Origin of the sequence: Umezawaea beigongshangensis (genome assembly GCF_016464305.1) — a bacterium.
Lineage (GTDB): Bacteria > Actinomycetota > Actinomycetes > Mycobacteriales > Pseudonocardiaceae > Umezawaea_A > Umezawaea_A beigongshangensis.
Map to the genome: position 1 here is coordinate 295,036 of NZ_JAEIOJ010000003.1, position 24,246 is coordinate 319,281.

General features: G+C 71.3%; 22 protein-coding genes and 1 tRNA gene. 11 read left to right on the forward strand and 12 right to left on the reverse strand.

The window, feature by feature from the left end:
* The first annotated feature begins 117 nt into the window (after positions 1–117).
* Positions 118–1,341 carry a class E sortase gene (locus IMZ35_RS09560; RefSeq protein ID WP_307867889.1) on the forward strand — a complete coding sequence of 408 codons (1,224 nt, stop codon included), beginning with the start codon at positions 118–120 and terminating at the stop codon, positions 1,339–1,341.
* A complete protein-coding gene (locus IMZ35_RS09565) occupies positions 1,341–1,496 on the forward strand; it encodes a hypothetical protein (protein ID WP_199440619.1) in 156 nt (51 codons plus the stop codon). The genes IMZ35_RS09560 and IMZ35_RS09565 overlap by 1 nt, the downstream gene beginning before the upstream one ends.
* Positions 1,497–1,574: 78 nt before the next feature.
* Here IMZ35_RS09565 and IMZ35_RS09570 read toward each other — a convergent pair whose 3' ends face one another.
* Positions 1,575–2,918: an FAD-dependent oxidoreductase gene (locus tag IMZ35_RS09570; protein ID WP_199440620.1), complete on the reverse strand. Its 1,344-nt coding sequence runs from the start codon at positions 2,916–2,918 to the stop codon at positions 1,575–1,577.
* A gap of 67 nt (positions 2,919–2,985) precedes the next feature.
* Between IMZ35_RS09570 and IMZ35_RS09575 the strand changes: the two genes are divergently transcribed.
* On the forward strand, positions 2,986–3,627 hold the full coding sequence (locus tag IMZ35_RS09575; RefSeq protein ID WP_199440621.1) for an aminodeoxychorismate/anthranilate synthase component II: 642 nt from the start codon (positions 2,986–2,988) through the stop codon (positions 3,625–3,627).
* Positions 3,628–3,800: 173 nt separating this feature from the next.
* Here the strand turns inward: IMZ35_RS09575 and pknB are convergent, their stop codons facing one another.
* The 7 genes from pknB to IMZ35_RS09610 all read right to left on the reverse strand — a co-directional run bounded on the left by pknB (position 3,801) and on the right by IMZ35_RS09610 (position 13,503).
* Entirely contained in the window at positions 3,801–5,801 is a 2,001-nt protein-coding gene (pknB, locus tag IMZ35_RS09580; RefSeq protein ID WP_199440622.1) for a Stk1 family PASTA domain-containing Ser/Thr kinase, read from the reverse strand.
* 85 nt (positions 5,802–5,886) lie between these two features.
* Entirely contained in the window at positions 5,887–7,461 is a 1,575-nt protein-coding gene (locus IMZ35_RS09585) for a serine/threonine-protein kinase (protein ID WP_199440623.1), read from the reverse strand.
* Positions 7,461–8,924, reverse strand: a complete 1,464-nt coding sequence (locus tag IMZ35_RS09590) for a peptidoglycan D,D-transpeptidase FtsI family protein (RefSeq protein WP_199440624.1) — start codon at positions 8,922–8,924, stop codon at positions 7,461–7,463. The genes IMZ35_RS09585 and IMZ35_RS09590 overlap by 1 nt, the downstream gene beginning before the upstream one ends.
* Complete coding sequence (locus IMZ35_RS09595; protein WP_199440625.1) at positions 8,921–10,354, reverse strand: FtsW/RodA/SpoVE family cell cycle protein; 1,434 nt, start codon at positions 10,352–10,354, stop codon at positions 8,921–8,923. Before IMZ35_RS09595 ends, IMZ35_RS09590 begins: the two co-directional genes overlap by 4 nt.
* Positions 10,355–10,357: 3 nt before the next feature.
* Entirely contained in the window at positions 10,358–11,788 is a 1,431-nt protein-coding gene (locus IMZ35_RS09600) for a PP2C family protein-serine/threonine phosphatase (RefSeq protein WP_199440626.1), read from the reverse strand.
* The gene (locus IMZ35_RS09605; protein ID WP_199440627.1) at positions 11,785–12,246 is read right to left on the reverse strand and encodes an FHA domain-containing protein FhaB/FipA; all 462 of its coding nucleotides are present in this window, start codon (positions 12,244–12,246) and stop codon (positions 11,785–11,787) included. The genes IMZ35_RS09600 and IMZ35_RS09605 overlap by 4 nt, the downstream gene beginning before the upstream one ends.
* 51 nt (positions 12,247–12,297) lie before the next feature.
* Entirely contained in the window at positions 12,298–13,503 is a 1,206-nt protein-coding gene (locus tag IMZ35_RS09610) for an FHA domain-containing protein (protein ID WP_199441000.1), read from the reverse strand.
* A gap of 116 nt (positions 13,504–13,619) precedes the next feature.
* Between IMZ35_RS09610 and IMZ35_RS09615 the strand changes: the two genes are divergently transcribed.
* The 3 genes from IMZ35_RS09615 (at position 13,620) to IMZ35_RS09625 (ending at position 15,667) form a co-directional block, all read left to right on the forward strand.
* A tRNA-Leu gene (locus tag IMZ35_RS09615) sits at positions 13,620–13,702 on the forward strand.
* Between the two features lie 684 nt (positions 13,703–14,386).
* A complete protein-coding gene (locus IMZ35_RS09620) occupies positions 14,387–15,004 on the forward strand; it encodes a hypothetical protein (RefSeq protein WP_199440628.1) in 618 nt (205 codons plus the stop codon).
* 15 nt (positions 15,005–15,019) lie between these two features.
* Entirely contained in the window at positions 15,020–15,667 is a 648-nt protein-coding gene (locus IMZ35_RS09625; RefSeq protein ID WP_199440629.1) for an NAD(P)H-binding protein, read from the forward strand.
* 45 nt (positions 15,668–15,712) lie between these two features.
* Here the strand turns inward: IMZ35_RS09625 and IMZ35_RS09630 are convergent, their stop codons facing one another.
* Complete coding sequence (locus tag IMZ35_RS09630) at positions 15,713–17,008, reverse strand: D-arabinono-1,4-lactone oxidase (RefSeq protein WP_199440630.1); 1,296 nt, start codon at positions 17,006–17,008, stop codon at positions 15,713–15,715.
* Positions 17,009–17,112: 104 nt separating this feature from the next.
* On the opposite strand from IMZ35_RS09630, the gene IMZ35_RS09635 reads away from it, so the two are divergent.
* Entirely contained in the window at positions 17,113–18,288 is a 1,176-nt protein-coding gene (locus IMZ35_RS09635) for an amino acid deaminase/aldolase (RefSeq protein ID WP_199441002.1), read from the forward strand.
* On the opposite strand, the gene IMZ35_RS09640 is transcribed toward IMZ35_RS09635, so the two are convergent.
* Complete coding sequence (locus IMZ35_RS09640; protein WP_307867890.1) at positions 18,258–18,920, reverse strand: TetR/AcrR family transcriptional regulator; 663 nt, start codon at positions 18,918–18,920, stop codon at positions 18,258–18,260. The two genes, IMZ35_RS09635 and IMZ35_RS09640, sit on opposite strands and share 31 nt — an antisense overlap.
* 199 nt (positions 18,921–19,119) lie before the next feature.
* Here IMZ35_RS09640 and IMZ35_RS32075 point away from each other — a divergent pair, with 199 nt between their 5' ends.
* Entirely contained in the window at positions 19,120–20,604 is a 1,485-nt protein-coding gene (locus IMZ35_RS32075; protein ID WP_368857013.1) for a family 1 glycosylhydrolase, read from the forward strand.
* On the opposite strand, the gene IMZ35_RS09650 is transcribed toward IMZ35_RS32075, so the two are convergent.
* On the reverse strand, positions 20,493–20,849 hold the full coding sequence (locus IMZ35_RS09650) for a hypothetical protein (protein ID WP_199440632.1): 357 nt from the start codon (positions 20,847–20,849) through the stop codon (positions 20,493–20,495). The genes IMZ35_RS32075 and IMZ35_RS09650 overlap by 112 nt on opposite strands.
* Before the next feature lie 13 nt (positions 20,850–20,862).
* Positions 20,863–21,189 (reverse strand): hypothetical protein, encoded by a 327-nt coding sequence (locus tag IMZ35_RS09655; RefSeq protein ID WP_199441054.1) that lies wholly within the window; start codon positions 21,187–21,189, stop codon positions 20,863–20,865.
* Positions 21,190–21,385: 196 nt separating this feature from the next.
* Here IMZ35_RS09655 and IMZ35_RS09660 point away from each other — a divergent pair, with 196 nt between their 5' ends.
* The 3 genes from IMZ35_RS09660 (at position 21,386) to IMZ35_RS09670 (ending at position 24,139) form a co-directional block, all read left to right on the forward strand.
* Positions 21,386–22,789 carry an NsdA family TPR-like regulatory protein gene (locus tag IMZ35_RS09660; protein WP_498063210.1) on the forward strand — a complete coding sequence of 468 codons (1,404 nt, stop codon included), beginning with the start codon at positions 21,386–21,388 and terminating at the stop codon, positions 22,787–22,789.
* Between the two features lie 28 nt (positions 22,790–22,817).
* Positions 22,818–23,732: a phosphotransferase family protein gene (locus IMZ35_RS09665; protein ID WP_199440634.1), complete on the forward strand. Its 915-nt coding sequence runs from the start codon at positions 22,818–22,820 to the stop codon at positions 23,730–23,732.
* Positions 23,733–23,854: 122 nt separating this feature from the next.
* Entirely contained in the window at positions 23,855–24,139 is a 285-nt protein-coding gene (locus IMZ35_RS09670) for a hypothetical protein (protein WP_307867891.1), read from the forward strand.
* The last annotated feature ends 107 nt before the right edge of the window (positions 24,140–24,246 follow it).

The window sequence follows — 24,246 nt, forward strand, 5'->3', positions numbered from 1 at the left end:
CCGAACACCCCCGCGGGCGGCACCCGGCGCAGCGCCCCTCCGGCTCCGGGAACACCACCGGGAGGCACCCCGGCTGGAGGTGCCCAGGTGGGAGGCACCCCGGCGGGAGGTGTGCCGGTGACCGGTGCGCCCGGCCGGCGGCCGTCCCCGTCCCCGGCCGGCGGTCCGCCCCGGCGGCCTCCGACGCCGCAGGGCTCCCCGGTCGCCGACCGGCTCGGCGGTGCCCCGCGCTCGGCCGCGGACGCCCCGACCGAGCGGGTCCGGGCGCGCGCGGTCGCGCCCCCCGTCGAGCCGACGCAGTTCGCCAAGCCCGTGTTCACCGGCAGCCTGCCGCCCGCGGCGGCGACGCGCCCGCCGCAGCGCCCGGCGCCGCCGGTCCGCCCCCGGACGATCGACGCGCAGACCGTGGTCATCCCCCGAGTGGGTGAAGATCGCGACGCGCAGAACCTCCACGGCGTCGCGGACGCCGACGACGAGTACGACGTCGGCGACGAGGACGCCGTGGCCGCACGCGAGCACCCGGAGGACGGCATCGGCCGCAAGGCCGTGCGCGGGATCGGCGAACTGCTGATCACGGCCGGTCTCGTCGTGCTGCTGTTCGTCGTCTACGAGGTCTACGTCACCGACCTCGTGTCCGCGGGCAAGCAGGACGACGTGACCGCGGCCCTGGACGACCAGTGGGGCGCCAACACCGTCGACGGAGCCCAGCGCGAGGCGAAGTACGAGCTGATCGAGGGCTCGGCGTTCGCGAAGATCTACATCCCGGTGTTCGGTCCCGACTACAAGTTCTCCATCGTCGAGGGCACCACGGACGCGGACCTGGAGGTCGGTCCCGGTCACTACGTGGGCACGGCGCTGCCCGGCGAGCCCGGCAACTTCGCCGTCGCCGGTCACCGCGTCGGCAAGGGCTCCCCGTTCAACGACCTCGACCTGCTCAACTCCTGCGACGCGGTCGTCGTGGAGACGCAGACCGGCTGGTTCGTCTACCGGGTGCTGCCGATGGAGGGCGAGGAGCAGGGCTGGGCCGAGGGCAGGGGCCGCAGCGAGAAGTGCGCGAACGTCGCGCCGATGAAGGACCCGGCGCAGCCCGGCGGCGGCCCGTACGCGCAGACCGTCGGCCAGGAGATCGTCTCGCCCAAGCAGGGCGAGGTGATCAACCCGATCCCCCACTACGAGGGAGAGGTCCCGGTCACGCAGCAGGCGTCGCTGCTGACCCTCACCACCTGCCACCCGCGGTTCTCCGACAAGGAGCGCCTGATCATCCACGCGACGCTGGTCAAGCAGTGGGAGAAGAACCCCGACAAGCCCACCGAGACGCCCCCCGAGCTGGAGGAGTCCTGATGTACGAGTGGATCTGGCGGCACCTGCCGGGGCCGCTCGCGCTGCGCGTGGTCGAGGCGCTCCTGCTGGTCGCCGTCGTCGTGACGCTGCTGATGTTCGTGGTGTTCCCGTGGGCGGAGCCGCTGCTGCCGTTCAACAACGTCACCACCGAGTAGTCACCACCGAGCAGACCCCCGCGCGACACGAGCCCGCCCCCGAGGACCGGGGGCGGGCTCGTGTCGCGTTTCGGCGGGTCAGGAGTGGGAGATCGAGAGCATCGTGTCGCGGTCGACGACCTTCACGCGCTCGCGGCCCTCGGCGGCGCCGAGGGAGAGCTCGTGCTGGTCGAGCTTGGCCCAGCCCTCCAGGGTGGTGAAGGGCACGCCGCGCTGGGTGAGGAACTGCACGATCGCGTCCGGGTCGTCCTGCACGGGCGGCACGAGGTCCGGCACGTCCGCGAGGAGGCTGGTGATCGTCTCCAGCGCGTCGCCCTTGGTGTGGCCGATGAGGCCGATGGGTCCGCGCTTGATCCAGCCGGTGACGTAGACGCCGGGCAGCGCCTGCTCGTCCAGGTCCAGCACGCGTCCCGCCCGGTGCGGCACGGTGCCCGACGCGTGGTCGAACGGCAGGTCGGCCAGCTGCGTGCTGAGGTAGCCCACGGCGCGGTACACGGCCTGCACGTCCCAGTCGTGGAACTCGCCGGTGCCGCGCACGTCGCCGGTGCCGGTCAGCTCGGTCACCTCGGTGCGCAGACCGGTCACGCGCTCGTCGCCGAGGACCTCGACGGGGGCGTGCAGGAAGTGCAGGTGCAGGCGGCGCTGACGGGTGCCCGGATCGCGCATCGCCCACTCCTGGAGCGTCTTCACGACCATCTCGACCTGCTTGTTCGAGCGGATCGACGCCATGCTGGCCTCGTCGAACTCGATGCCCTCGGGGTGGACGATCACCTCGACGTTGGGGGAGTGGTCCAGCTCGCGCAGCTCCAGCGGCGTGAACTTCGCCTGGGCGGGGCCGCGGCGGCCGAAGACGTGCACGTCGGTGACCGGGCTGGCCTTGAGGCCCTGGTAGACGTTGTCCGGGATCTCGGTGGTGAGCAGCTCGTCGGCGGTCTTCGCGAGGATGCGGGCCACGTCGAGAGCGACGTTGCCGACGCCGAGGACGGCCACGCTGCTGGCGTCCAGCGGCCACGTGCGCGGCACGTCCGGGTGACCGTCGTACCAGGAGACGAAGTCGGCCGCGCCGTAGCTGCCGGGCAGGTCGATGCCGGGGACGTCGAGCGGACGGTCCTTGTGCGCGCCGGTGGAGAAGATCACCGCGTCGTAGAACTCGCGCAGGTCGTCGAGCTTCAGGTCGACGCCGTACTCGACGTTGCCGAAGAGGCGGATGTTCGGGCGGTCGAGCACGCGCTGCAACGCGCCCACGATGCCCTTGATGCGCGGGTGGTCGGGCGCCACGCCGTAGCGGACGAGACCGTGCGGCGCGGGCAGCTTCTCGAACAGGTCGACGCTGACCGGGACGTCCGACTTGGCGAGGATGTCGGCCGCGTAGGTGCCGGCCGGGCCAGCGCCGACGACGGCGACGCGGAGAGTACGACTCATGGGAAATACTTTAGGCGAGGCTAACCTCATGGTATTCATGAGGCTGGTCACGACTACCCTGAGCGTCATGCGCGTGCTCGTCGTCGACAACTACGACAGTTTCGTCTACAACCTCGTCCAGTACCTGGCGCAGCTCGGCGTCGAGTGCGTGGTCCGCCGCAACGACGTCGTGGAACTCGACGAGATCGGCGAGGTCGACGGCGTCCTGATCAGCCCCGGCCCGAGCACCCCCGAGCGCGCGGGCTCCAGCATGGACGTCATCCGCGCCTGCGCCGACCGCGGCACGCCCGTGCTCGGCGTCTGCCTCGGCCACCAGGCCATCGGCGCGGTGTGGGGCGGCACGGTCGACCTCGCCCCCGAGCTGCTGCACGGCAAGACCAGCCTCGTGCACCACGACGGCACCGGCGTGCTCGCCGGGCTGCCGAACCCGTTCACCGCGACGCGCTACCACTCGCTGACCGTGCTCCCGGACACCGTCCCGGCCGAGTTCGAGGTCACCGGCCGGACCGGGTCCGGCGTCGTGATGGCGATGCGGCACCGCGAGCTGCCCGTCGAGGGCGTGCAGTTCCACCCCGAGTCGGTCCTCACCGACGGTGGGCACCGGATGCTCGCCAACTGGCTCGCCGTCTGCGGTCACGTCGTCCCGGAGGCGACCGTGGCACGGCTGGAGAACGACATGCGCGTGCTGGCCGCCGCCGCGCGCCAGTAGCCCGGACGCGACGAGGGGGCGCACCGATCGCGGTGCGCCCCCTCGTCGCGTCCGGGCCGGTGGTCGTCGTGCGTTCCAGGGCGCTTGCGCGGGGTCGCGCGCACGCCGGGGTGCGCGGCCCGGATCAGCTCCGGGAGGCCAGCACCGCCACCGCCGCAGGACCCCCCGACGAACTAGTTCGTGCTCGTCGAGGTCGGCGGGACGATGCTGAAGTCGCCCAGCGACACCGTCACCGACTGGTTCTTGGTGATCTTCGTACCGGCGGGGACGCTCTGGGACTGGACCTTGTTGTTCTTGTTCTGGTCCGTCACCCTGGTCTCCTCGCCCTCTTCGAGGTTGCCCTCCCAGCCCGTCGCGCGCAGCTTGTTCCGCGCGTCGTTCAGGGACAGGTTGGTCAGGTCGACCACGATGATCTGGTTGCCCCTCGACACGCTCAGCGTGACGACCGTGCCCTTGTCGACCTTGCCGGGCCGGGGGTCCTGGCCGATGACGATGCCCTCCTCCTCGGCGCTGTCGACCTCCTGGGTCTGCACCTCCAGGCCCTCGCGCTGGAGGGTCGCGGTCGCGTTCGCGACGGTCTGCCCGACGACGCCGACCAGGTTGATCTTGTCGGGCGCGCGGCCGATCTTCACGGCGACCTGCGAGCCCTTGGCGAGCTTCACACCGGGAGCCGTCCCCTGCTCGGCGACGTTGCCGACGAGCGCGGCGTCCTCGGTCTCCACCTGCGGCGAGTCGGCGGCCAGCTTCAGGCCGACGCCCTCCAGCGCCGCCTGGGCGTCCTGGATGGTCATGCCGAGCAGGGCCGGCACGTCGACCTTCTCCGGGTTCGCGCCCACCCGCATGGTGACGCGGGTCTGCTTGTCGACGGGACGGCCGGCGGCCGGGTCGGTCTCCAGCACGCGGCCGAGGTCGTCCTCGCCGCACGCCGGGACGGAGCCCTCCTGGCACGGGATCTGCTCCAGGACGACCACCAGCCCGGCTCTCTGCAACTGGTCGCGCGCGACGGTCTCCTGCTGCCCGACGACGTCGGGCACCTCGACCGTGTTCGTGGGCGCGCTGTCCTTCGGACCCATCAGGGTGGTCGTGATCCACACGGCGAGCGCCAGCACGGCGATGCACAGCAGCACGACGAGCGCGATCATCATCGACTTCTTGCGCCGCACGCGGCGGAGTTCCTCCTCCTCCGCGGTCAGGTCGTCGTAGTCGTCGGGCTCGTCGCGCAGCGCCGACGGGCGGTGCCGCCCGCCGGAGGACACGACCTCGGTGCGCTGCGGCTGCTGGTTCAGCACGGCCGTGCGGTCCTCGGCGGTCATCACCGCGGGAGCCGACGGGCGCTGGCCGGACAGCACGCGCACCAGGTCGGCGCGCATCTCCGCGGCCGACTGGTACCGGTTCGCCGGTCCCTTGGCCATCGCCTTGAGCACGATCGCGTCGAGCGCGGGGGAGACCTGCGGGTTCAGCGACGACGGGGACTTGGGGTCCTCCCGGACGTGCTGGTAGGCCACGGCCACCGGCGAGTCCCCGGTGAACGGCGGCTCGCCCGTGAGCAGCTCGAACAGCACGCAGCCGGAGGCGTACACGTCACTGCGACCGTCGACCGCCTCGCCGCGGGCCTGCTCGGGCGAGAGGTACTGCGCGGTCCCTATCACGGCGGCCGTCTGGGTGACCGCGGCCTGACCGTCGTGCACGGCGCGGGCGATGCCGAAGTCCATCACCTTCACCGCGCCGGCCCTGGTGATCATGACGTTGGCCGGCTTCACGTCGCGGTGCACGATGCCGTGCCGGTGGCTGAAGTCCAGAGCGGCGGAGACGTCGGCCATGACCTCCATGGCGCGCTTGTTCGACAGCGGACCCTGGGTCTTGACGATGTCGCGGAGGGTGCGGCCGTCCACGTACTCCATGACGATGTAGGGCAGCGGTCCGTACTCGGTCGTCGTCTCGCCGGTGTCGTAGACCGCGACGATCGCCGGGTGGTTCAGCGCCGCGGCGTTCTGCGCCTCCCGGCGGAACCTCTCCTGGAACTGCGGGTCGCGGGCGAGGTCAGCGCGCAGCACCTTGACCGCCACGTCCCTGCTGAGACGAACGTCCCGGCCCTTGTGGACCTCGGACATGCCGCCGTAGCCGAGGGTCTCACCCAGCTCGTAGCGGTTGGAGAGCAGTCGCGGAGTGCTCATCGGTGCGTCGTCCCGCTCCTCGTCAACGGACTTCCCATCATGCCTGGCGTTCGCGCTCGTGCTGATTCGGCCCAGCGTGTCCGAATCATGTCGGTACGCACGTCACCTTCACGCGTGATCCCACCTCTACCTCGTCGGCGGGCGACACGGACGTGACGCGGCAGTTCGCCGGATCTCGCGGCAGACCACCGTCGATGGTCGCAGACTCCGGAACCAGCCCGTAATCCTCCAGGTTCGACACCACCACGTCGATCGGGCGATCGATGTAGTCGGTCTCGACGATCCGCACCGTGCTGCTCCGCGGGAGCTGATCCGCCGACTCCACGGGACGGGAGGGCCTGCTCTGCTCGCCCTGTCCCGGTCCGTTCTCCGCGGCGGGGGACGTCGTCGCGCCACGGGCGTCACCGGGGTGGTCCCCCGACGCGCCGTTCCGCTCGGCCATCTCCCGCACGACGACCACGCCGAGCACGATCAGCGCGATCACCAGGAGAGCGACCATAACCCACAGACCGGCCCTCCCCTTCCTCGGTGCTGGCTGGGGAGGGCCGAAGTTTCCGGTGTGCGGTCCGCTCGGCGGACTCGTGTGCGGTCCCACCGGACCGGGTGGCACGACGGGTTGCAGCCCCGGCGCGGAACCGGGGTGGTGCACGGGTTGCAGACCGGGGTGCGACATCTGCCCGGCCATCTGCTGACCCGCCATCTGCGGCCCCGTCATCTGCGGCCCGACCATCTGCTGACCGGTCATCGGCTGTCCGAGCCCGGGGATCATCCCCGTGTTCAGGCCGTTGCCCGCGGCCACCGCCAGCCCGGACGGAGCCGGCAGCGGCTGCCCCAGCCGCACGGCGGCGACCGCGGCGGCGAACTCCCCGCCGTTGCGGTAGCGCTGCCGGGGGTCCTTCACCAGGGTCGCCTCGATCAGCGCGCGCACACCGGGTGGCACGTCCGGCGGCAGCGGCGGCGCCAGGTCGCGGATGTGCATCATCGCGACCGTCACCGCGTTCTCCGACAGGAACGGCCGGTGGCCCGTCAGGCACTCGTAGCCGCACACCGCGAGCGAGTACACGTCGCTCGCCGGCTCGGCCTCGTGCCCGAGCGCCTGCTCGGGGGCGATGTAGTGGGCGGTGCCCATGACCATGCCCGACCGCGTCACCGGCGCCGCGTCGGCCGCCTTCGCGATGCCGAAGTCGGTGATCTTCACCTTGCCGGTGGCCGTCACCAGGATGTTGCCCGGCTTGACGTCGCGGTGCACCAGACCGCGCTCGTGCGCGGCCTGGAGCGCGGTGCCCGCCTGCTGGAGCACGTCCAGCGTGCGGTCGGCGGTCAGCCTGCCGCGGGAGATGATCGTGGCGAGCGGCTCGCCCTCGACCAGCTCCATCACCAGGTAGGCCGTGTCCTCCGGCCCGTCGGGGAGCGACGCCGTCTCGCCGTAGTCGTGCACCGCCGCCACACCGGGGTGGTTCAGCGACGCGGTCATCCGCGCCTCGGTGCGGAAGCGGTGCAGGAACTCGGCGTCACCGCTCAGCTCGGTCTTGAGCACCTTGACCGCCACCCGGCGGTCGAGCCGGGTGTCGGCGGCCTCCCAGACCTCGCCCATGCCGCCGACGGCGATCCGCCTCGTGAGGCGGTACCGGTCGGCGAGGAGCTGGCCGGAGGTCAGCATCAGCCACCTCCGAGGAAGGCGCCGATGATCGCCCGCCCGATCGGTGCGGCGACCTTGCCACCGGTCGCCCCGAGGCCGCGGTTGCCGCCGTCCTCGACGAGCACCGCGACGGCGATCGTCGGCTTGTCGGCGGGGGCGAACGCCACGTACCAGGCGTGCGGGTTGACCTTCTGCGGCTCCGCGCCGTGCTCGGCGGTGCCGGTCTTCGACGCGATCTGGACGCCGCTGAGCCTGCCCTCGCCGCCGGTGTTGTTCTCCGACTTGATCATCATGTCGCGGAGCTCGGCCGCGTGCTCCGGCTCCATCGCCTCGGTGACCTCTTCGGGGTCGATCTCGTCGATGACGCCCAGGTCGGGGTCCAGCACCTTGCTGATCAGGCGGGGCTTCATCCGCACGCCGCCGTTGGCGATGGTGGCCGCGACGACCGCGTTGTGCATCGGCGTCAGCGCGACGTCGCGCTGCCCCAGACCGCTCTGGTAGACCGCCGCGTCGTCCGCCATCTCGCCGAGGGTGGAGCCCACGACGGTCAGCGGGATCTGCGTGTCGGTGTCGTCGATGCCGAACTTCGCCGCCTGCGCGCGCAGCTTCTCCGCGCCCAGGTCACCGGCCAGCTCCGCGAAGTAGGTGTTGCAGGACTTCTCCAGCGCCTGCTCCATCGTCGCGGTGGTGCCGTTGCCGCACGTGGTGCTGTTGTAGTTCGTCAGTCCGGTGTTCGTGCCGGGCAGCGTGATCTCCGGGGCACCGGTGTAGGTGGTGTCCTTGTTCTTGCCCTCGGCCAGCGCCGCGGCGGCCACCACCAGCTTGAACGTCGAGCCGGGCGGCTGCGTCGAGGAGATCGCCCGGTTCAGCATCGGGTCGCCGGGGTCGGTGTTGTACTGGTCGTACGCGGCCTTCTGCTCGGCGACGTCGTGGCTCGCCAGCGGGGACGGGTCGTACGCCGGGCTGTTCACCATCGCCAGGATCGCGCCGGTGCTCGGGTCGAGCGCCACGGCCGACCCGGTCAGGCCCTGCAGACCGTCCCACGCCGCCTGCTGCGCGCGCGGGTCGACGCTGAGCTGGAGGTTGCCGCCCTTGGGGTCGCGACCGGTGATCAGCGACGCCAGCCTCCGGGTGAACAGCCGGTCGTCCGACCCGTTGAGCAGGTCGTTCTCGGCGCGCTCCAGGCCGGCGGGGCCGTACCTGGTCGAGTAGTAGCCGGTGATCGGCGCGTACATCGGCCCGTTGGTGTAGGTGCGCAGGTACTCCAGCTTGTCGTCCGTCTTCGTCACCCCGGCGATGGGCGTGCCGTCGGCGGCGATGAGCTGACCGCGCTCCCGCGAGTACTCGTCGAGCAGCACCCGGCTGTTCAGCGGGTTCTTCCGGTAGTCGTCGGCCTTGATGACCTGCACGTACGTAGCGTTGGCCAGCAGCAGCAGGACCATGACCATCATCGCCAGGCCGACTCGGCGGAGCGGTGTGTTCATTTCGGACGCTCCACCATGACAGTGTGCTGGTCGGCGATCGCCGGCTGCTGGACCTTCGGCTTCGGAGCCGTCTTCGGCGTGCGGGCGGCGGCGGAGATCCGCAGCAGCAGCGCGACGAGGATGTAGTTGGCCAGCAGCGACGAACCGCCGTAGGACAGGAAGGGTGCGGTGATGCCCGTCATCGGGATGAGCTTGGTGACGCCCCCGACGACGATGAACACCTGGAACGCGACGGCGAAGGCGAGGCCCCCGCCGAGCAGCTTGCCGAACGTGTCGCGGACCGCGAGCGCGCTGCGCAGCCCGCGCATGGCGAAGATCAGGTAGATCAGGAGCAGCGCGGCCAGGCCGACGAACCCGAGCTCCTCGCCGATCGCGGCCGTGATGAAGTCCGTGCTCGCCTCCGGCACGATCTCCGGCCGCCCGGCGCCCAGACCGGCGCCGAAGATGCCGCCCGTGCCGAGCCCGAACAGCGACTGCACGATCTGGTAGCCGTCCTCCTGGGCCGTGGCGAACGGGTCGATCCAGTTCGACACGCGGGTCTGCACGTGGGTGAACAGCCGCCACGCCACGACGGCGCCGCCGGCGAACATCACCAGGCCCAGCACCACCCACGCGGCGCGCTCGGTCGACACGTAGAGCAGGACCAGGACGATGCCGAAGAACAGCAGCGAGGACCCGAGGTCCCGCTGGAGCACCATGATGCTGACCGACACCGCCCACGCGGCCAGCAGCGGACCCAGGTCGCGGGCGCGCGGCACGTCCAGACCGAGGATCTGACGACCGGCGACCGTGAACAGGTCGCGCTTCGACACCAGGAACGCCGCGAAGAAGACCATCAGCAGGATCTTCGCGAACTCACCCGGCTGGATGGAGAACACGCCGAAGTTCAGCCAGATCTTCGCGCCGTTGATGGGCGGTGCGATGAAGCCCGGCAGGACACCGGGCAGCACCAGCGCCACCAGTCCGACGAGGCCGAACGTGTAGCCGTACTTCGCCAGCGTCCGGTGGTCGGGCAGGAAGCGCAGGGCGACGACGAACAGCACCAGGGCGATGGCGGTCCACATGACCTGCCTGGTCGCCTTGTCGTCGTCCACCGCCAGGTCGAGCCGGTGGATCATCACCAGGCCCAGGCCGTTGAGCAGCGCGACGCAGGGCAGCATCGCCGGGTCCGCGTAGGGCGCCCACCTGCGCACCGCGAGGTGCGCCAGGGCGAACAGCGTCAGGTACGCCAGGCCCAGGTAGACGATCTGCATCGTCAGCTCCTGCTCCTGGTTGGCCTCCACCAGGATGAGGGCACCGGTGACCAGCGTCGCGGCGAACGCGAGCATGACGAGCTCGGTACCGCGGCGCGTGGGCGCCTTCAGGCCGGGCGACGTGCTGCTCGCCCGCCCGACTGGTGTGCCCTCCCCGGCGGGGACCGGCGAACCCATCGACTACTGACCCTTCCGGCAGTCCACGCCGACTCGCTGCGCGGAGGTGGGAAGGGTCGTCACGCCGGGGGTCGGCGTGGTCGTCGTCGGTTCCGCCGAACTCGGCTGACCGCCCTCCGGCGACGCCGGTGTGCTGGCCGGAGGCTCGCTGGTGGTCGGCGCGCTGGTCGGCGTGCTCGGCTGCGTCGTGGTCGAGGTGTCGGCGCAGATCGGCAGGAGCTGCTCGGTGCGCAGCTGCCGGATCTTCTGCCGCGCGCCCTCCAGACCGTCGACGTCGGTGATCCCGCCGCGGACCACGTCCCTGGCCGCCGCTCGCAGGTCGTCGACCGCGATCGGCTGACACCCGAGCGAACCGGGCGGGCACGACCCCTCGGCCAGGTCGTGCAGCTCCACGCCGAGGAAGCTGCCGCTCACCCCGCGGAAGATCGACACCTGGCCGTCGTCGGTCGCGCCGACGTAGTACTGCCGCAGCACCCACCAGCGGGTGGCGTACCCACCCGCCGCCACCAGCAGGAGCAGGAAGAGCACGAGAAGCGCGGCCCGGATGCGGCCGCGCCTCCTGCGCTTCGGGTCCACCGGTTGCGCCGGTGTCTCCACGCGCTGCTGGGCCGGTCTCGGCGTCAGCGACTGCGCGCGGGACGCGGGGGAGTCCGGTGGCGGCGGGTCGTCCGCGCCGTCACCGGCGGCGCCGCCGACGATCGGGGCGTCCTCCCCGAAGTCGATGTCCGCGACGTCCGCCACGATCACCGTGATGTTGTCGGGACCGCCGCCCTTGAGCGCGAGCTCGATCATCCGGTCCGCGCACGCCTGCGGGTCCGGAATCCGGATGGCCTCCTCCATCGTCTCCTGGCTGACCACACCGGAGAGCCCGTCGGAGCACAGGAGGAAGCGGTCGCCCGCGCGCGCCTCGCGCACGGTGAGGCTCGGCTCGATCTCGTGACCGGTCAGCGCGCGGAGCAGGAACGAGCGCTGGGGGTGGCTCGCCGCCTCCTCCAGCGTGATCCGGCCCTCGTCGACCAGCGACTGGACGAACGTGTCGTCGTGCGTGATCTGCGAGAACGTGCCGGCGCGGTAGAGGTACGCGCGGGAGTCGCCGATGTGCACGAGCCCGATGCGGGTGCCCGCGAACAGGACGGCCGTGAGCGTGGTGCCCATGCCGTCCAGGTCGGGGTCGCCCGCGATGAGCTCGGATATGGCGCCGTTGCCGGCCACCACCGCTTCGCGGAGCTGGCCGAGCAGGTCGTCACCGGGCTCGTCGTCGTCGACGGGGGCCAGTGCGGCGATGACCACCTTGCTCGCGACTTCACCGGCGGCGTGGCCACCCATGCCGTCGGCTACCGCGAGCAGGCGGGGGCCCGCGTACACGGAGTCCTGGTTGTTGGAACGCACCAGGCCCCGGTCGCTTCGGGCCGCGTATCGGAGGACGAGGGTCATGAGCGCAGCTCGATCACCGTTTTGCCGATTCGGATCGGGACACCGAGCGGCACCCGCAGAGGAGCCGTGACCTTGTCCCGGTCCAGATAGGTGCCGTTCGTGGAACCGAGGTCCTCCACGTACCAGTCGGTTCCACGCATGGACAGCCTCGCGTGCCTGGTCGACGCGAAGTCGTCGTCCAGGACGAGGGTGGAGTCGTCGGCACGACCGATCATGATCGGCCTGCCGTCCAAGGAGATCCGGGTGCCCGTCAGCGCGCCGTGGGTGACCACGAGCTGCCTGGGCGCCTTGCTTCCCCTACCTGTTTTATTCGCGTTCTTCCGGAACCCGGTCGCCGCGACCCGCAGCCCTGAGGCGGCGTAGAGGTCCGACCGGACTACCCGAAGTGCAGCCAGCACGAACAACCAGAGCAGGACGAGGAAACCCGCTCTGGTCAGCTGCATCACCAGCTCTGGCACCGGTTGTAACCGCTCCCGCCTTGAGTGCTGACACCGACGCCCGTCTCGACCTCAGCCCTGTGTGCGGAAGACCAGCGAGGAGTGGCCGATGCGGACGACGTCGCCTTCCGCGAGCTGCCAAGTCTGCACTGGAGTGCCGTTCACCGTGGTGCCGTTGGTCGAACCGAGATCAGCGAGCATTGCACTCTGCCCGTCCCACGTGATTTCCAGGTGCCTCCTGGAGACCCCGGTGTCGGGGAGGCGGAAGTCCGCTTCCTGCCCGCGGCCGACCACGTTGCCGCCCTGCTTCAGGGAGTACGTGCGGTTCGAGCCGTCGTCGAGGTGCAGCGTCGCCGCCAGCTGGCGGGGGCCGGTCTGCACGGCGGGCGGGGCGTAGCCGGCGGACGGGTCCTGGTAGCCGGGCTGCTGCCCGTAGCCCTGGTCGTAGCCGCCGGGCTGCTGGCCGTAGCCCTGGTCGTAGCCCTGCGGCTGCTGGCCGTAGCCCTGGTCGTAACCGGGCTGCTGGCCGTAACCCTGGTCGTAGCCCTGGGGCTGCTGAGCGGGTGGCTGGCCGTAGCCCTGGTCGTAGCCGCCGGGCTGCTGCCCGTAGCCCTGGTCGTAACCGGGCTGCTGGCCGTAACCCTGGTCGTAGCCCTGGGGCTGCTGAGCGGGTGGCTGGCCGTAGCCCTGGTCGTAGCCGCCGGGCTGCTGCCCGTAGCCCTGGTCGTAACCGGGCTGCTGACCGTAACCCTGGTCGTAGCCCTGTTGGCCATAGCCGCCCTGCCCATAGGGGTCGTGGCCGGGCTGGCCCTGTCCTTGTCCGTAGCCGGGAGGCTGGCTCATGGATCGGTCTCCTGCGGTGCGAGGTGGTGCTGACCGTCGGCTGGCAACTTTCACGTCGGGGTCGACGGACGAGCTGGTTCGGAACTGTCCGGTGTGCAGCGCGTCGGAGCGCTCCAGGGAGACTACGACGTCACCATATGTGTCCCACCCGAACTCGGCGAGGTGCTCCTCGATCGAATCGGCCAGGAGCTGGGTTATGCGCAGTTCGTCCTGACCGTCGCCGGCGAGGCGGTCGTGGTCCTGCGGTCCGAGCAGAACCTTGTAGTGGTTCGGCGCGAGCAGGCGACCCCCGGCGAGTTCGCGGATGTTGCTCTCGCTCTCCCGCTGCAGCGCTTGCGCCACCTCCTGCGGGACGACGTTGCCGCCGAACACGCGCGCGAAGGTGTTGCCAACGATGCCTTCGAGCCTGCGCTCGAAGCGCTGCACGAGGCCCACGGCTAACCCCTCCAACCCGACGCTTCCTGACTCGATCGTATCCGGGCCGGGGAGGGTCGACACGGGGCAATTGGTTATTCGTGGGGACGCCGTGCTAGTGTTCTCCACGTCGCTCCGGGCGAGTGGCGGAATGGCAGACGCGCACGGTTCAGGTCCGTGTGTCCTAACGGACGTGGGGGTTCAACTCCCCCCTCGCCCACGTGTGAAACAAGGTCCCCCTGGTCTCTGGCCAGGGGGACCTCGTCGTTCACCCCTCTCCCGCGGTGTTCCCGGGTGTTCCCGCGCACATACGCCTGAACTCCGTGTTTCGCCCCGGTACTTCGTACGTGATCTCAGTCACCGGAGCGTCCTGGAGTGCTCTCCGAGCGTCCGGTCGGGGGTTCCTCTCCCCGCGAGGCCGCCCGTCTGTTCGCTGCGGGCGAACGCGACCGCCACGTCCCGTCACTCTCAGCGGCCGATCGCGGAGAACCGGCGGGTGCGATGGGCTGAAGTCCGCACACCGCTCTTGACGCGCCCGAGGTGCGGAATTTTCACCCCCTCGGACGTCGTCCGGTCGCTCTGGCACGACCAGCGGTCGATTCGGGCCCGCTCGGGCGTCGTCCGGTCCTCTCCGAACGGCTTCGGAGAGGTTGCTCCACGCGTTCCCCACCCCTCGGGAGCACTGCTTATGGAGTAGCGGGCGCCCGGCGCATCACCCAGACGGCAGCACCGCAGGACCGAACTTCTCCTACCGCCCGTCGACCGGTCACCGACGCCTCGAAACCGTCGATCGCAGGAGGTCAACAGAGCCGGGGGCAGCGCGCTTTCCACCTGGTACGCCTTATCCAGAGCACGAGTCGAAGCGCGGCGAACCCCCGCCGCGGTTGCCGAGGGAGGCCCTGGCGTGAGCAGCACCCCAGCACGGATCGCGGTTCCCGACAGCGCGCGAGCGCAGTCGGCCACCGCTCTTCCGGTTCCAGAACTGCCGGCCTCCGTCGAGGAGCTGGCTGCCGAGGCCGCCGTGCGGCTCGGCTGGAACGGCGTCGTGCTCCCCGAGACGGTCCTCATGGGCCGCAAGGTGGTCGTCGTCGCCGAACTGATCGCCGACGCCCACGCCGAGCGCGTCTGCGTCGGAGCGACCCCCGAGGCCGACCGGACCACGGTGTCCACGTGGGTGTGGCCCGAGATGGAGGGCCGCGTCCCGCCGTCGGCCGTGCGGATCGTCGGCGTGCTCGCCGTCGCCCGGCACTGGAGGACCGGCCTCGCGTCCGCCGTGCCGTTCGCCCGCTTCGGCAACGCCGCGGTCGTCCTGCCGTCCTCGGTGGCCTTCAGCCACGACTACCTGGTGAACTGTCTGCCCCGCGTGCGCCGCTACGGCGTCTCGGTGCTGCTCGCCGACACCGAGCGCGACGTCACCGTCGACGCGTCGGGCCGCAACGAGCAGGTGCCGGTCGAGGACACCGCCACCACCCGCTGGGTGAACGAACTGGTCTACGAGCAGGTGCTGGCCACCGCTTCCTGACCTACGGTCGGAGGCATGAGAGTTGTCGTCGCCGGGGGCCACGGGAAGATCGCGCTCCACCTGGAGCGCCTGCTGGCCACCCGAGGAGATCTGATCACCGCGCTCGTGCGCAATCCCGACCACTTCGCCGACGTGCGGGACGCCGGGGCCGTACCGGTCCACTGCGATCTCGAATCCGTCGAAGCGGGTGCTCTCGCCGAGTACATGACGAGCGCGGACGCCGCGGTGTTCGCCGCCGGGGCGGGGCCGGGCAGCGGAACTGCCCGAAAGGACACGGTCGACCGCGGTGCGGCGGCGCTGTTCGCCGAGGCGGCACAGCTCGCGGGTGTCCGGCGGTTCGTCCAGGTGGGCTCGATGGGAGTCGACCGGGCCGACGACCCCGGAGTCGACGAGGTGTTCGCCGCCTACCTGCGAGCCAAGCGCGCGGCCGAGGAAGACCTGCGGGAACGCGACCTCGACTGGACGATCCTGCGTCCGGGCGGGCTGACCGACGACGCGCCGACCGGGCGCGTGACGCTGGCCGCCGGGGTGGAGGGCGGCACGGTGCCGCGAGCCGACGTGGCCGCGGTCCTGGTGGCGCTGCTGGACGCCGCGGGAACGATCGGTCGCACCCTGGAGCTGACGAGCGGCGACACCCCGATCGAGGAAGCCGTCCGCCTCTGACCCCGAGCCGGGTCGTGTCCGATCGCCGCGCCCTCGTCGCGGGGGTCAGACACGACCCAGCACCCGGTCCAGGTACGGGTTCGTGAAGCGGCCCTCCGGGTCCACGGCCGCGCGGACGCGGCGGAAGTCGTCGAAGTGCGGGTAGCGCTCGCGCAGGACCGCCGCGTCGAGGCTGTGCATCTTGCCCCAGTGCGGCCGGCCGCCGACCGAGCAGGCGATCTGCTCGAACGTGTCGAAGTACTGCCGGTACGGCATGCCGAGGAACTGGTGCACGGCGACGTAGGCGGTGTCGCGGCCGTGCGCCGTCGACAGCCAGACGTCGTCGGCCCGCGCGACCCGCACCTCGACCGGCACGATCACGCCGTGGTCCAGCCGGGCCACCGCCGAGCGCAGTTCGCGCAGGACGCCGTGCAGCGCCTCGCGGGGCAGCGCGTACTCGGTCTCCACGAACCGCACGCGGCGCGGCGTCGTGAACACGCGGTGGGAGACGTCGTCGTAGACCCGCTCGGACACCAGTGATCCGCACACCCGGTTGAGCCGCCGGGTCGTGGACGGCACGGCGCGGGCCAGGTGGCACACCAGCCCGAAGGCCGCGTTCTCCACCACCTCGTACTCGTAGAACCGGCGCAGCGCCGACAGCGGGCGCCGCTCGGCGTCGGCGGGCAGCCGGTTGTTGCGCTTCACGATCACGTGGTCGCCGTGCGGGAACCAGTGGAACTCCACGTGGTCCTCGGCGGCGGTGAGGGCGTCGAACTCCTCCAGGACCGCGTCCAGGCGGCCGGGGGACTCGCACGCGTGCAGCGCGAAGGCGGGCACGCACCGCAGCGTGAGCGTCGTGATGATGCCGAGCGCGCCGAGGCCGACGCGCGCCGCGCTGAACAGGTCGGGGCGCTCGGTGGCCGAGCAGCGCACGACCGAGCCGTCGGCCAGCACGAGTTCCAGCGCCGCGACCAGGGTGGCCAGGCCGCCGAGCTCCGCGCCGGTGCCGTGGGTGCCGGTCGACACGGCTCCCGCGACGGTCTGCGCGTCGATGTCGCCCAGGTTGGGCAGGGCGAGCCCGAGCCGGTCCAGTGCGGCGTTCAGCTCGCGCAGGGTGGTGCCGGAGCGCACCGTGACCAGGCACGCGTCCCGGTCCACGTCGACCACGCCGGTCCAGGCGTCCAGGTCGACGGCCACGCCGGGGGCGACGGCGATGCCCGTGAAGGAGTGGCCGCTGCCGCGCGGCCGGACCGCGGGCGCGCTCGTCACCGCCTCGACGATCGCCTCGACGCTCGCCGGGTGCTCGACCCGCTGGGGGTTCGCGAAGGCCGTGCGCGACCAGTTCGTCCACGACGTGCCCATGCGACCTCCGAAGAGTGATGTGACCCACACACGTTAGGTGAATGGTATTCACCTTTCAAGGAGGTTCGTCGTACCGTGGGACGGTGAACCCCACGCGCTGGCGGATGCTGCTCGACACCGCGACGAAGGACCTCGATCCTCCGTTCGCGGTCGTCGACCTGGACGCGTTCGAGCACAACGCGGCCGACCTGGTCCGCCGTGCCGCCGGGCGACCGATCCGGGTGGCCAGCAAGTCCGTGCGCGTGCGTCACCTCCTGGACCAGGTGCTCGCGATGCCGGGCTACGCCGGGGTCATGTGCTACTCGCTCCCCGAGGCGCTCTGGCTGTCCGGGCACGACACCAGCGACGACCTGCTCGTCGCCTACCCCACGGTCGACCACGCCGCGCTGCGCAGACTCGCCGCGGACGACGTCGCGCGCGCCCGCACCACCCTCGTGGTCGACTCGACCGCTCACCTCGACCTGATCGACGCCGCGCTGGGTCTGCACCACCCCGAGATCCGCGTCTGCCTCGAACTCGACGCGTCCTGGCGACCGCTGCCGGGGCTGCACGTCGGTCCGCGGCGCTCGCCGGTGCACTCCGCGCGGGACGCCGGCCGCCTGGCTCAGCGGATCGCCGACCGCGCCGGATTCACCCTGGTGGGGGTCATGGCCTACGAGGGACAGATCGCCGGACTGGGGGACGCCCCACCGGGGCGCCCGCTGCGCGCGACGGCTCTGCGGTGGATGCAGCGGCGCTCGGCGGCCGAACTCCTGGATCGCCGTGCCGCCGCGGTCGCGGCCGTGCGGGCGCAGGCGCACCTGGAGTTCGTCAACGGCGGCGGCACCGGCAGCCTGGAGACGACCGCCGCAGACGGGTCCGTCACCGAGCTCGCCGCCGGATCGGGCCTGCTCGCGCCGACCCTCTTCGACGCCTACCGCGCGTTCACGCCCCGGCCGGCGGCCCTGTTCGCCCTCCCGGTCGTCCGCCGCCCCGGCCACAAGACCGCGACGCTGTTCGCCGGTGGCTACCCGGCCTCGGGCACGGCGACGCCGGACCGGCTGCCCCGGCCGCACCTGCCGGAGGGGCTGAAGCTGCTCGGGCTGGAGGGCGCGGGAGAGGTGCAGACCCCGGTCGTGGGCCGTGCCGCGGACTCGCTGCGCCTCGGCGACCGCGTGTGGATGCGGCACGCCAAGGCGGGGGAGCTGGCCGAGAGGTTCTCGCGGTTCCACCTCGTGCGCGGCGACGCGGTGCAGGGCGCGGTGCCGACCTACCGCGGCGAGGGAGTCGACTTCGGCTGACCGTCCGCCGTCGGCTGCCGCGTGTCGATGCGGCTGGACAGGTAGCCCCTGACCAGCTCCTTCGCCTCCGCGAGCACGCCGGGATCACCGTCGGGGTCGCGGCGGAAGGCGAGCTTCAGCACGCCGTCGGCCGCCTCCACGGCGATGGAGATCGGCAGTTGCAGCTCGTGCAGCGGGATGCCGAACTTCGCGGCGATCAGCTCCGAGAGCCGGTCGGAGATCACCGCGTTGTTGTCGCGCTGGTCGTCGAGCAGCCGCATGTCCACGACGTCGCCGAAGTGCAGCCGGGAGAACGCGGGCACCTCGCGGTGCATCGCGACGTACACGTCGAAGATCGAGTCGACGGCGTCCCACCAGTGTTCGAGGACCGTGGTGGAGAAGCGCGCGGTGATCGTCTCCATGAACTTCTCCAGGTTGCGCAGGGTCAGCGACTGCACGACCGCGCGCTTGTCCGGGAAGAACTGGTAGAGCGAACCGACGGCGACACCGGCGCGTTCCGCGATGAGCGTGGTCGTCACCCCGTCGTAGCCCACCTCGTCGATCAAGGACGCGCACGCCTCGACCATGCGCTCGACGCGCTTGGCACTGCGCTGCTGAACCGGCTGCCTGCGCAACGGGGTGGCACTGGTCACGGCGACTCCTGAAGTGGCGGTGGTCAGGTCATCTAACCCGTTTTGCGCTGCACGTACTTCCACGTCACCACCATCCGGCCCACTATCCGATCCGCTTTCACGTCTGGCCGCCGAAAAGATCACCCGGAGGCGCTACGCGGCCCTGCCCGACCGTTTCCCGCGGGGTGTTTCCACCTCGGCCTTCCGGAGCGAGGTCGGGGTGGCCGAGGACGGTCGCGGCCCCACCGTCCGGGACACGGTCACCGCCGCTCCGGGCCGGGTCCGCGAGGGGCAGAACGCCGACGTCGCGTGCGACCACCACCGCCGCCGGCGCGAGGACGTCGCCCTGCTCAAGGACCAGGACGTGGACGTCCACCGCTTCTCCATCGCCTGGTCACGCGTGCGGCCGACCGGCAGCGGGCCCGTCGAGCCGCGCGGTCCCGACCTCTGCGACCGGCTCGTCGACGCACTCGCCGACGCGGGGGTCGAACCCGTCGTCACGCCGTACCACCGGCACACCCCGCAGCCGCTGGAGGACGCGGGTGGACAGCTCGTCCGCGACACGGCGGAGCTGTTCGCGGAATGCGCGGGGGTGACCGCCGATCGGTTGGCTGATCGGGTGAAACACGGGATTCCCCTGAACGGGCCAGCGATAGTAACCCTTCTGGGGTACGCAATCGGTCTGCACGCTCCCGGCCGGACCCTGCTGCACGGCGCGCTGCCCACCGCGCTGCCCCCTGCTCACCACCAGAACCTCGCGCACGGGCTCGCCGTGCGGTCCCTGCGCGCCGCCGGGGCCGAGAACGTCGGCACCGCCGACGACCGCACGCCCGCGTGGGCCGCGAGCGACTCGCGCCGCGGGACCGGGCGGTGGCCGACACCGGCAACGCGCCGCACGACCGGCTCTACGCCGATCCGCTGCTCACCGGCCGCTACTCCGACGAATTCGCCGACCGCTTGTCCGTCCTGGACGGCGATCTGGCGACGATCGCCGCACGACCAGCGGCGGATCGACTACCCGGCCGCGCACGCCGAGGCCGCCAGGAGGGTCGGGGCACGCGGCTGCTTCGTCTGGTCGGTCATCGGCGACGTCGAGTGGGCCTGGTGCTGCCACTTCGCGATCAACCTCGGCAACGCCTTCGGCACCCCGTCCGACCGCTCCGGCCGCCGCCCGTACGTCCTGCTCTCCGCCGGGGTCGTGGCCGTCGCCGCGCTGCTGCTCGTCGCGTGGCGGACCGGGACGGCCGCGCTGATCGCCGCGCCGCCGGATGTCGCGGGCTGTTCGCCGTGTCCGCGGTGGCCACGCTCGTCGCAGGCGCGTGCATCGCGCGTTCCGTGTCCTGACCCCGGGTGCCGTGGTGACCGCGGACCGGTGTCGGTCGAGGAGGGAAGGTGTGCACGACACCGGTCCGCGGGAGCACGGTCACGACGGCGGGCAGTGGCACCTGCCGGTGCCGTCGTGTCATTCGGTTGGTCTGTGGCCGGCCGGCGGCCCGGTTCGTCGCGGTCGGGGGTTCGCACGTCCCGGACCGCCGGCCGGTGGGCGGTTGCTCGACCAGTCGTGTCGGGGGAACGACAGGTCGGGGCCGCCCGTCAGTGGGCTCTGGCCACCGCGCGACGGGCACGGGTGACCGCGCCGGTCACGGTCGCCGAGCGCTGGCGAGCCGGGCGTGGAGCGAGACCGCCGACGACGAGGTGGTCGTAGGCCGCCCGCCAGACGGAGCACGGGGCCTTCTGCTGCCGCCAGCGACCGGAGCACTCGGGGCAGTTGCCCTTGTCGTCCGGTTCGTGGGCGGCGAGCAGGGCACGCCAGCCGTCCGTCAGCTTCGGCAGCTCGGAGCGAGCCACCGAGAGCAGGGAGGGGGCGTCAGCGCGTGTGGCCAGCTCCGTCAGGAGATCGAGCCGCTCCCACACCGCGTTGCGAAGAACTTGTCCGAGGATCTCGTCCACCGAAACGTCACCGTCACCTTTCCGCCTGCTCGGCGGCTTCGCGTAGAGCTGCCCTGAGCGCAACGAGCTGATCTGCCGACAGAACCGCAGTCTCACCCGGCGGACCCACGAGCACCACTCGGTCCTCGTCCACCATCACGGTGAGACACCTGTCCCGGTCGACGACGTCACCGCAGCTGATCCGCCACCAGCGGCGCTCGCCGGTCGTTCCACGCCTCGTGGAGTCGAGGGCCGACTCCACGTACGAGCTCGCGGGAGAGGAACCGGGGTCCGTCGTGGCGACGGCAGACGCTGCCGGGCCACCGGGGGTGGTGGTCACCGTCCGCTCGATCAGATCCACGTCGGAAGTTCCTCTCCGTGCTCACTCGCTCACCGGATCCCAGATTGCGATGATTCCCACAGCAACGGGGCGCCTGCGCGGTGGCCGGTGGCACTTCCACGACGAGCGGTCGGCGAACTTCGGCAGAGCCGATCAGCCTCGCCGATCAGCACTTCTCGCGGTCGGTGGAGTGCCCCTACTCTGCGAACGACGCCCAATGGACTGTGAGGGGGCGCAATTGAACACCATCGGTTCCCAGGGCTCTCCTGTTACCCCGGAGGTCTGGGATCAGCAGGAGATGCGCGAAGCGCTGGCGAAGCGGGAGATCAGTTCGGTCTACCGGCTGCTTCGCCGGCACGGCGTGTCCCAGCGCCAGATCGCCGCTCTCACGGGCCAGTCGCAGTCCGAGGTGTCCGAGATCCTCAAGGGTCGTCAGGTCATGGCCTACGACGTCCTGACGCGGATCGCGCTCGGTCTGGGCGTTCCCAGGGGGTACATGGGCCTCGCCTACGACGAGGCCACGGCAGTTCGGGTGGCTGCGACGCAGGAGTCACCCCATTCGGAGGAGGACGAGTCGGTGAAGCGTCGGAAGTTCCTCGCGCACGCCGCCGCCGTTACGGTGGGCGCGGCCGTGCTCGGTGCGGACTCCGGGTCGTGGGTCTCGAACCCCACACAGACTCCGGCTCCGGGACGCATCGGCATGACCGACGTCCGGCAGGTCGAAGCGGCCACCCGCGCCCTGCGCGCCCTCGACTACCAGTACGGCGGTGGCTCCTGCCGCGACGCCGTCGTCGCCCAGCTCTCCTGGGGTCAGCAGATGCTCGGCGCGACCGCGACGGACCTCGTGCGCGAGCGCCTCTACGTCGCGCTGGCCGACCTGCACAACCTGGCCGGGTGGACGTCGTTCGACACCGGCCTGATGGACTCGGCCCGCAACCACTTCGGCCAGGCGCTCGACCTCGCCAAGCAGGGCGGCAACGAGGCGCTGGTCGCCAACATCCTCTACCGCATGGGCCGCGTCTACCTGCACCAGGACGCTCCGGACGACGCGCTGAAGGTGTTCCAGCTCGGTCAGCTGGCCGCGCAGAACTCCGGCTCCGAACTGGCGGTGGGCATCCTGTGCGCCAACGAGGCGTGGGCCTACGCGAAGATGGGCTCCGACGACCAGGCCATGCGCCTGCTGGGCCGGGCGCGCGACGAGTTCGCGCGGGCCAACATCAGCGAGGCGCCCGCGTGGGCGAAGTTCTTCAACGAGATGGACCTGTCGTCCATGATCGGCACGGTCCACACCGAGCTGGCCCAGACGGTCGACCCGAAGTACACGCGCACCGCCATCCCCGCGCTGTCCAAGGCGATCAGCAGCTACGGCGAGGAGATGAGCCGCAACCGCTCGTTCAACCTCACGTCGCTGTCGATCAACCACCTGCTGGAGGGCGACGTCGAGTACGGGGCCAAGATCGGCCGCCAGGCGGTCGAGCTCTCCGAGGGCTTGAAGTCCAAGCGCACGCGCGACCGCATGAGGCCGCTCCAGCTCCAGGCGGAGAAGCGGCGCAACAACCCGGAGGCGCGCGAGCTGGCCGACCGGCTCGCCAAGTTCACCGGAAGCGACACGGCGGCATGAGCGTGCGCGCCGAGGAGCGGCCGGGGCGATGACCACGACCGCGGCGGCTCGACCCGGGGGGCGGTTCACCGCCGGGAAGCTGCACGCGGTCCTGGAGGACGTCTGCTCGGGTCTCGGCCTCGACCACCGCGGCGCGCGGCTGATCAAGTTCACCAGCAACGCCGTGTTCCACCTCGCGCACGACCCCGTCGTCGTGCGGATCGTCGGGTCGGTGGGGCTGCGGCACCGCGCGTCCAAGGTCGTGGACGTGGCCCGCTGGCTGGAGGAGCACGACGTCCCGGCCGTACGCCTGCTGCCGGGCGTCCGGCAGCCCGTCGTCGCGGGTGATCACCTCGTCACGGTCTGGTCCGCCGTCCCCGCCACGGGACGCGCGCTGACCGGCCGCGACCTCGGCCGGGTGCTGCGCAGGCTGCACGAACTGCCCGCTCCCACCTTCGCCCTGCCCCGGTGGGCGCCGCTGGACGACGTACGGCGTCGACTCGCCGACGCCGAGGAGCTGGCCGACGACGACCGCGCCTTCCTGGAGGAGCGGTGCGCCGACCTCGCGGTCCGCCTCGCGTCGCTGCGGCCGGTGCTGCCGACCGGCGTGCTGCACGGGGACGCGCACCTGGGCAACCTCATCCCGAGCCCGCGCGGTCCGGTGCTGTGCGACTTCGACTCCGTCTCGCTCGGCCCCCGCGAGTGGGACCTGACCGTGCTGCCCGTCGGCGTCGCCCGCTTCGGGCACGCCGCGCACCTCAACCGTCAGCTCGTGCGGTCCTACCGCTTCGATGTCACCCGATGGGATGGCTTTGGCGTTTTGCGTGCTGTGCGTGAGCTGAAGCTCACGACCGCGGTGCTGCCGATCCTGCGCAGCAACCCCGTCGTACGCTCTGAGCTGCGACGACGCCTCGACGCTCTGCGGCGCGGCGACACCCGGTCCAGGTGGACCCCTTACCGCTGATCACTCTCCGCGTGCGCGGCTGTTCGGTAACGTGGGTCGTCCCGAACACGAATGCAGCATCGACGGACTCGTTCGACCGTGTCAGGGTTCTGGTGCGGACGACGGTGAGGTGGGCGACCCGGGTGAACGCGTTGGTGAGTCGACTGGGACTGCGGCGCTGGCGCGCTCGACGCGCACTGCGGCACGCGCTCGTGCTGGACCAGATCGTCGACACGGAGCTTCCGCTCCTGGCCGCCTTCGACGAGGAACGCCGCCGCAGATCCGCCGACCACCTCGCCGAACTGCTCGAACTCGCCCGCGACTACCGCTACTACGCGAACGGCTGGATAGACGGCCGAGAGCTGGACCGCCGCGGCCAACAGGTGGTCGAACGCCTGGAAGAACTCCGCACCTGCCGAGCCAAATGATCGCCCGCTCCTCCAAACGCTTCTGCCCACCACCCCCGTGCGCGAGTTGAGCGTTCAGGCACCCCGAGTTGAGCGTTCGGGCACCGCGAGGTGAGCGTTCGTGCACG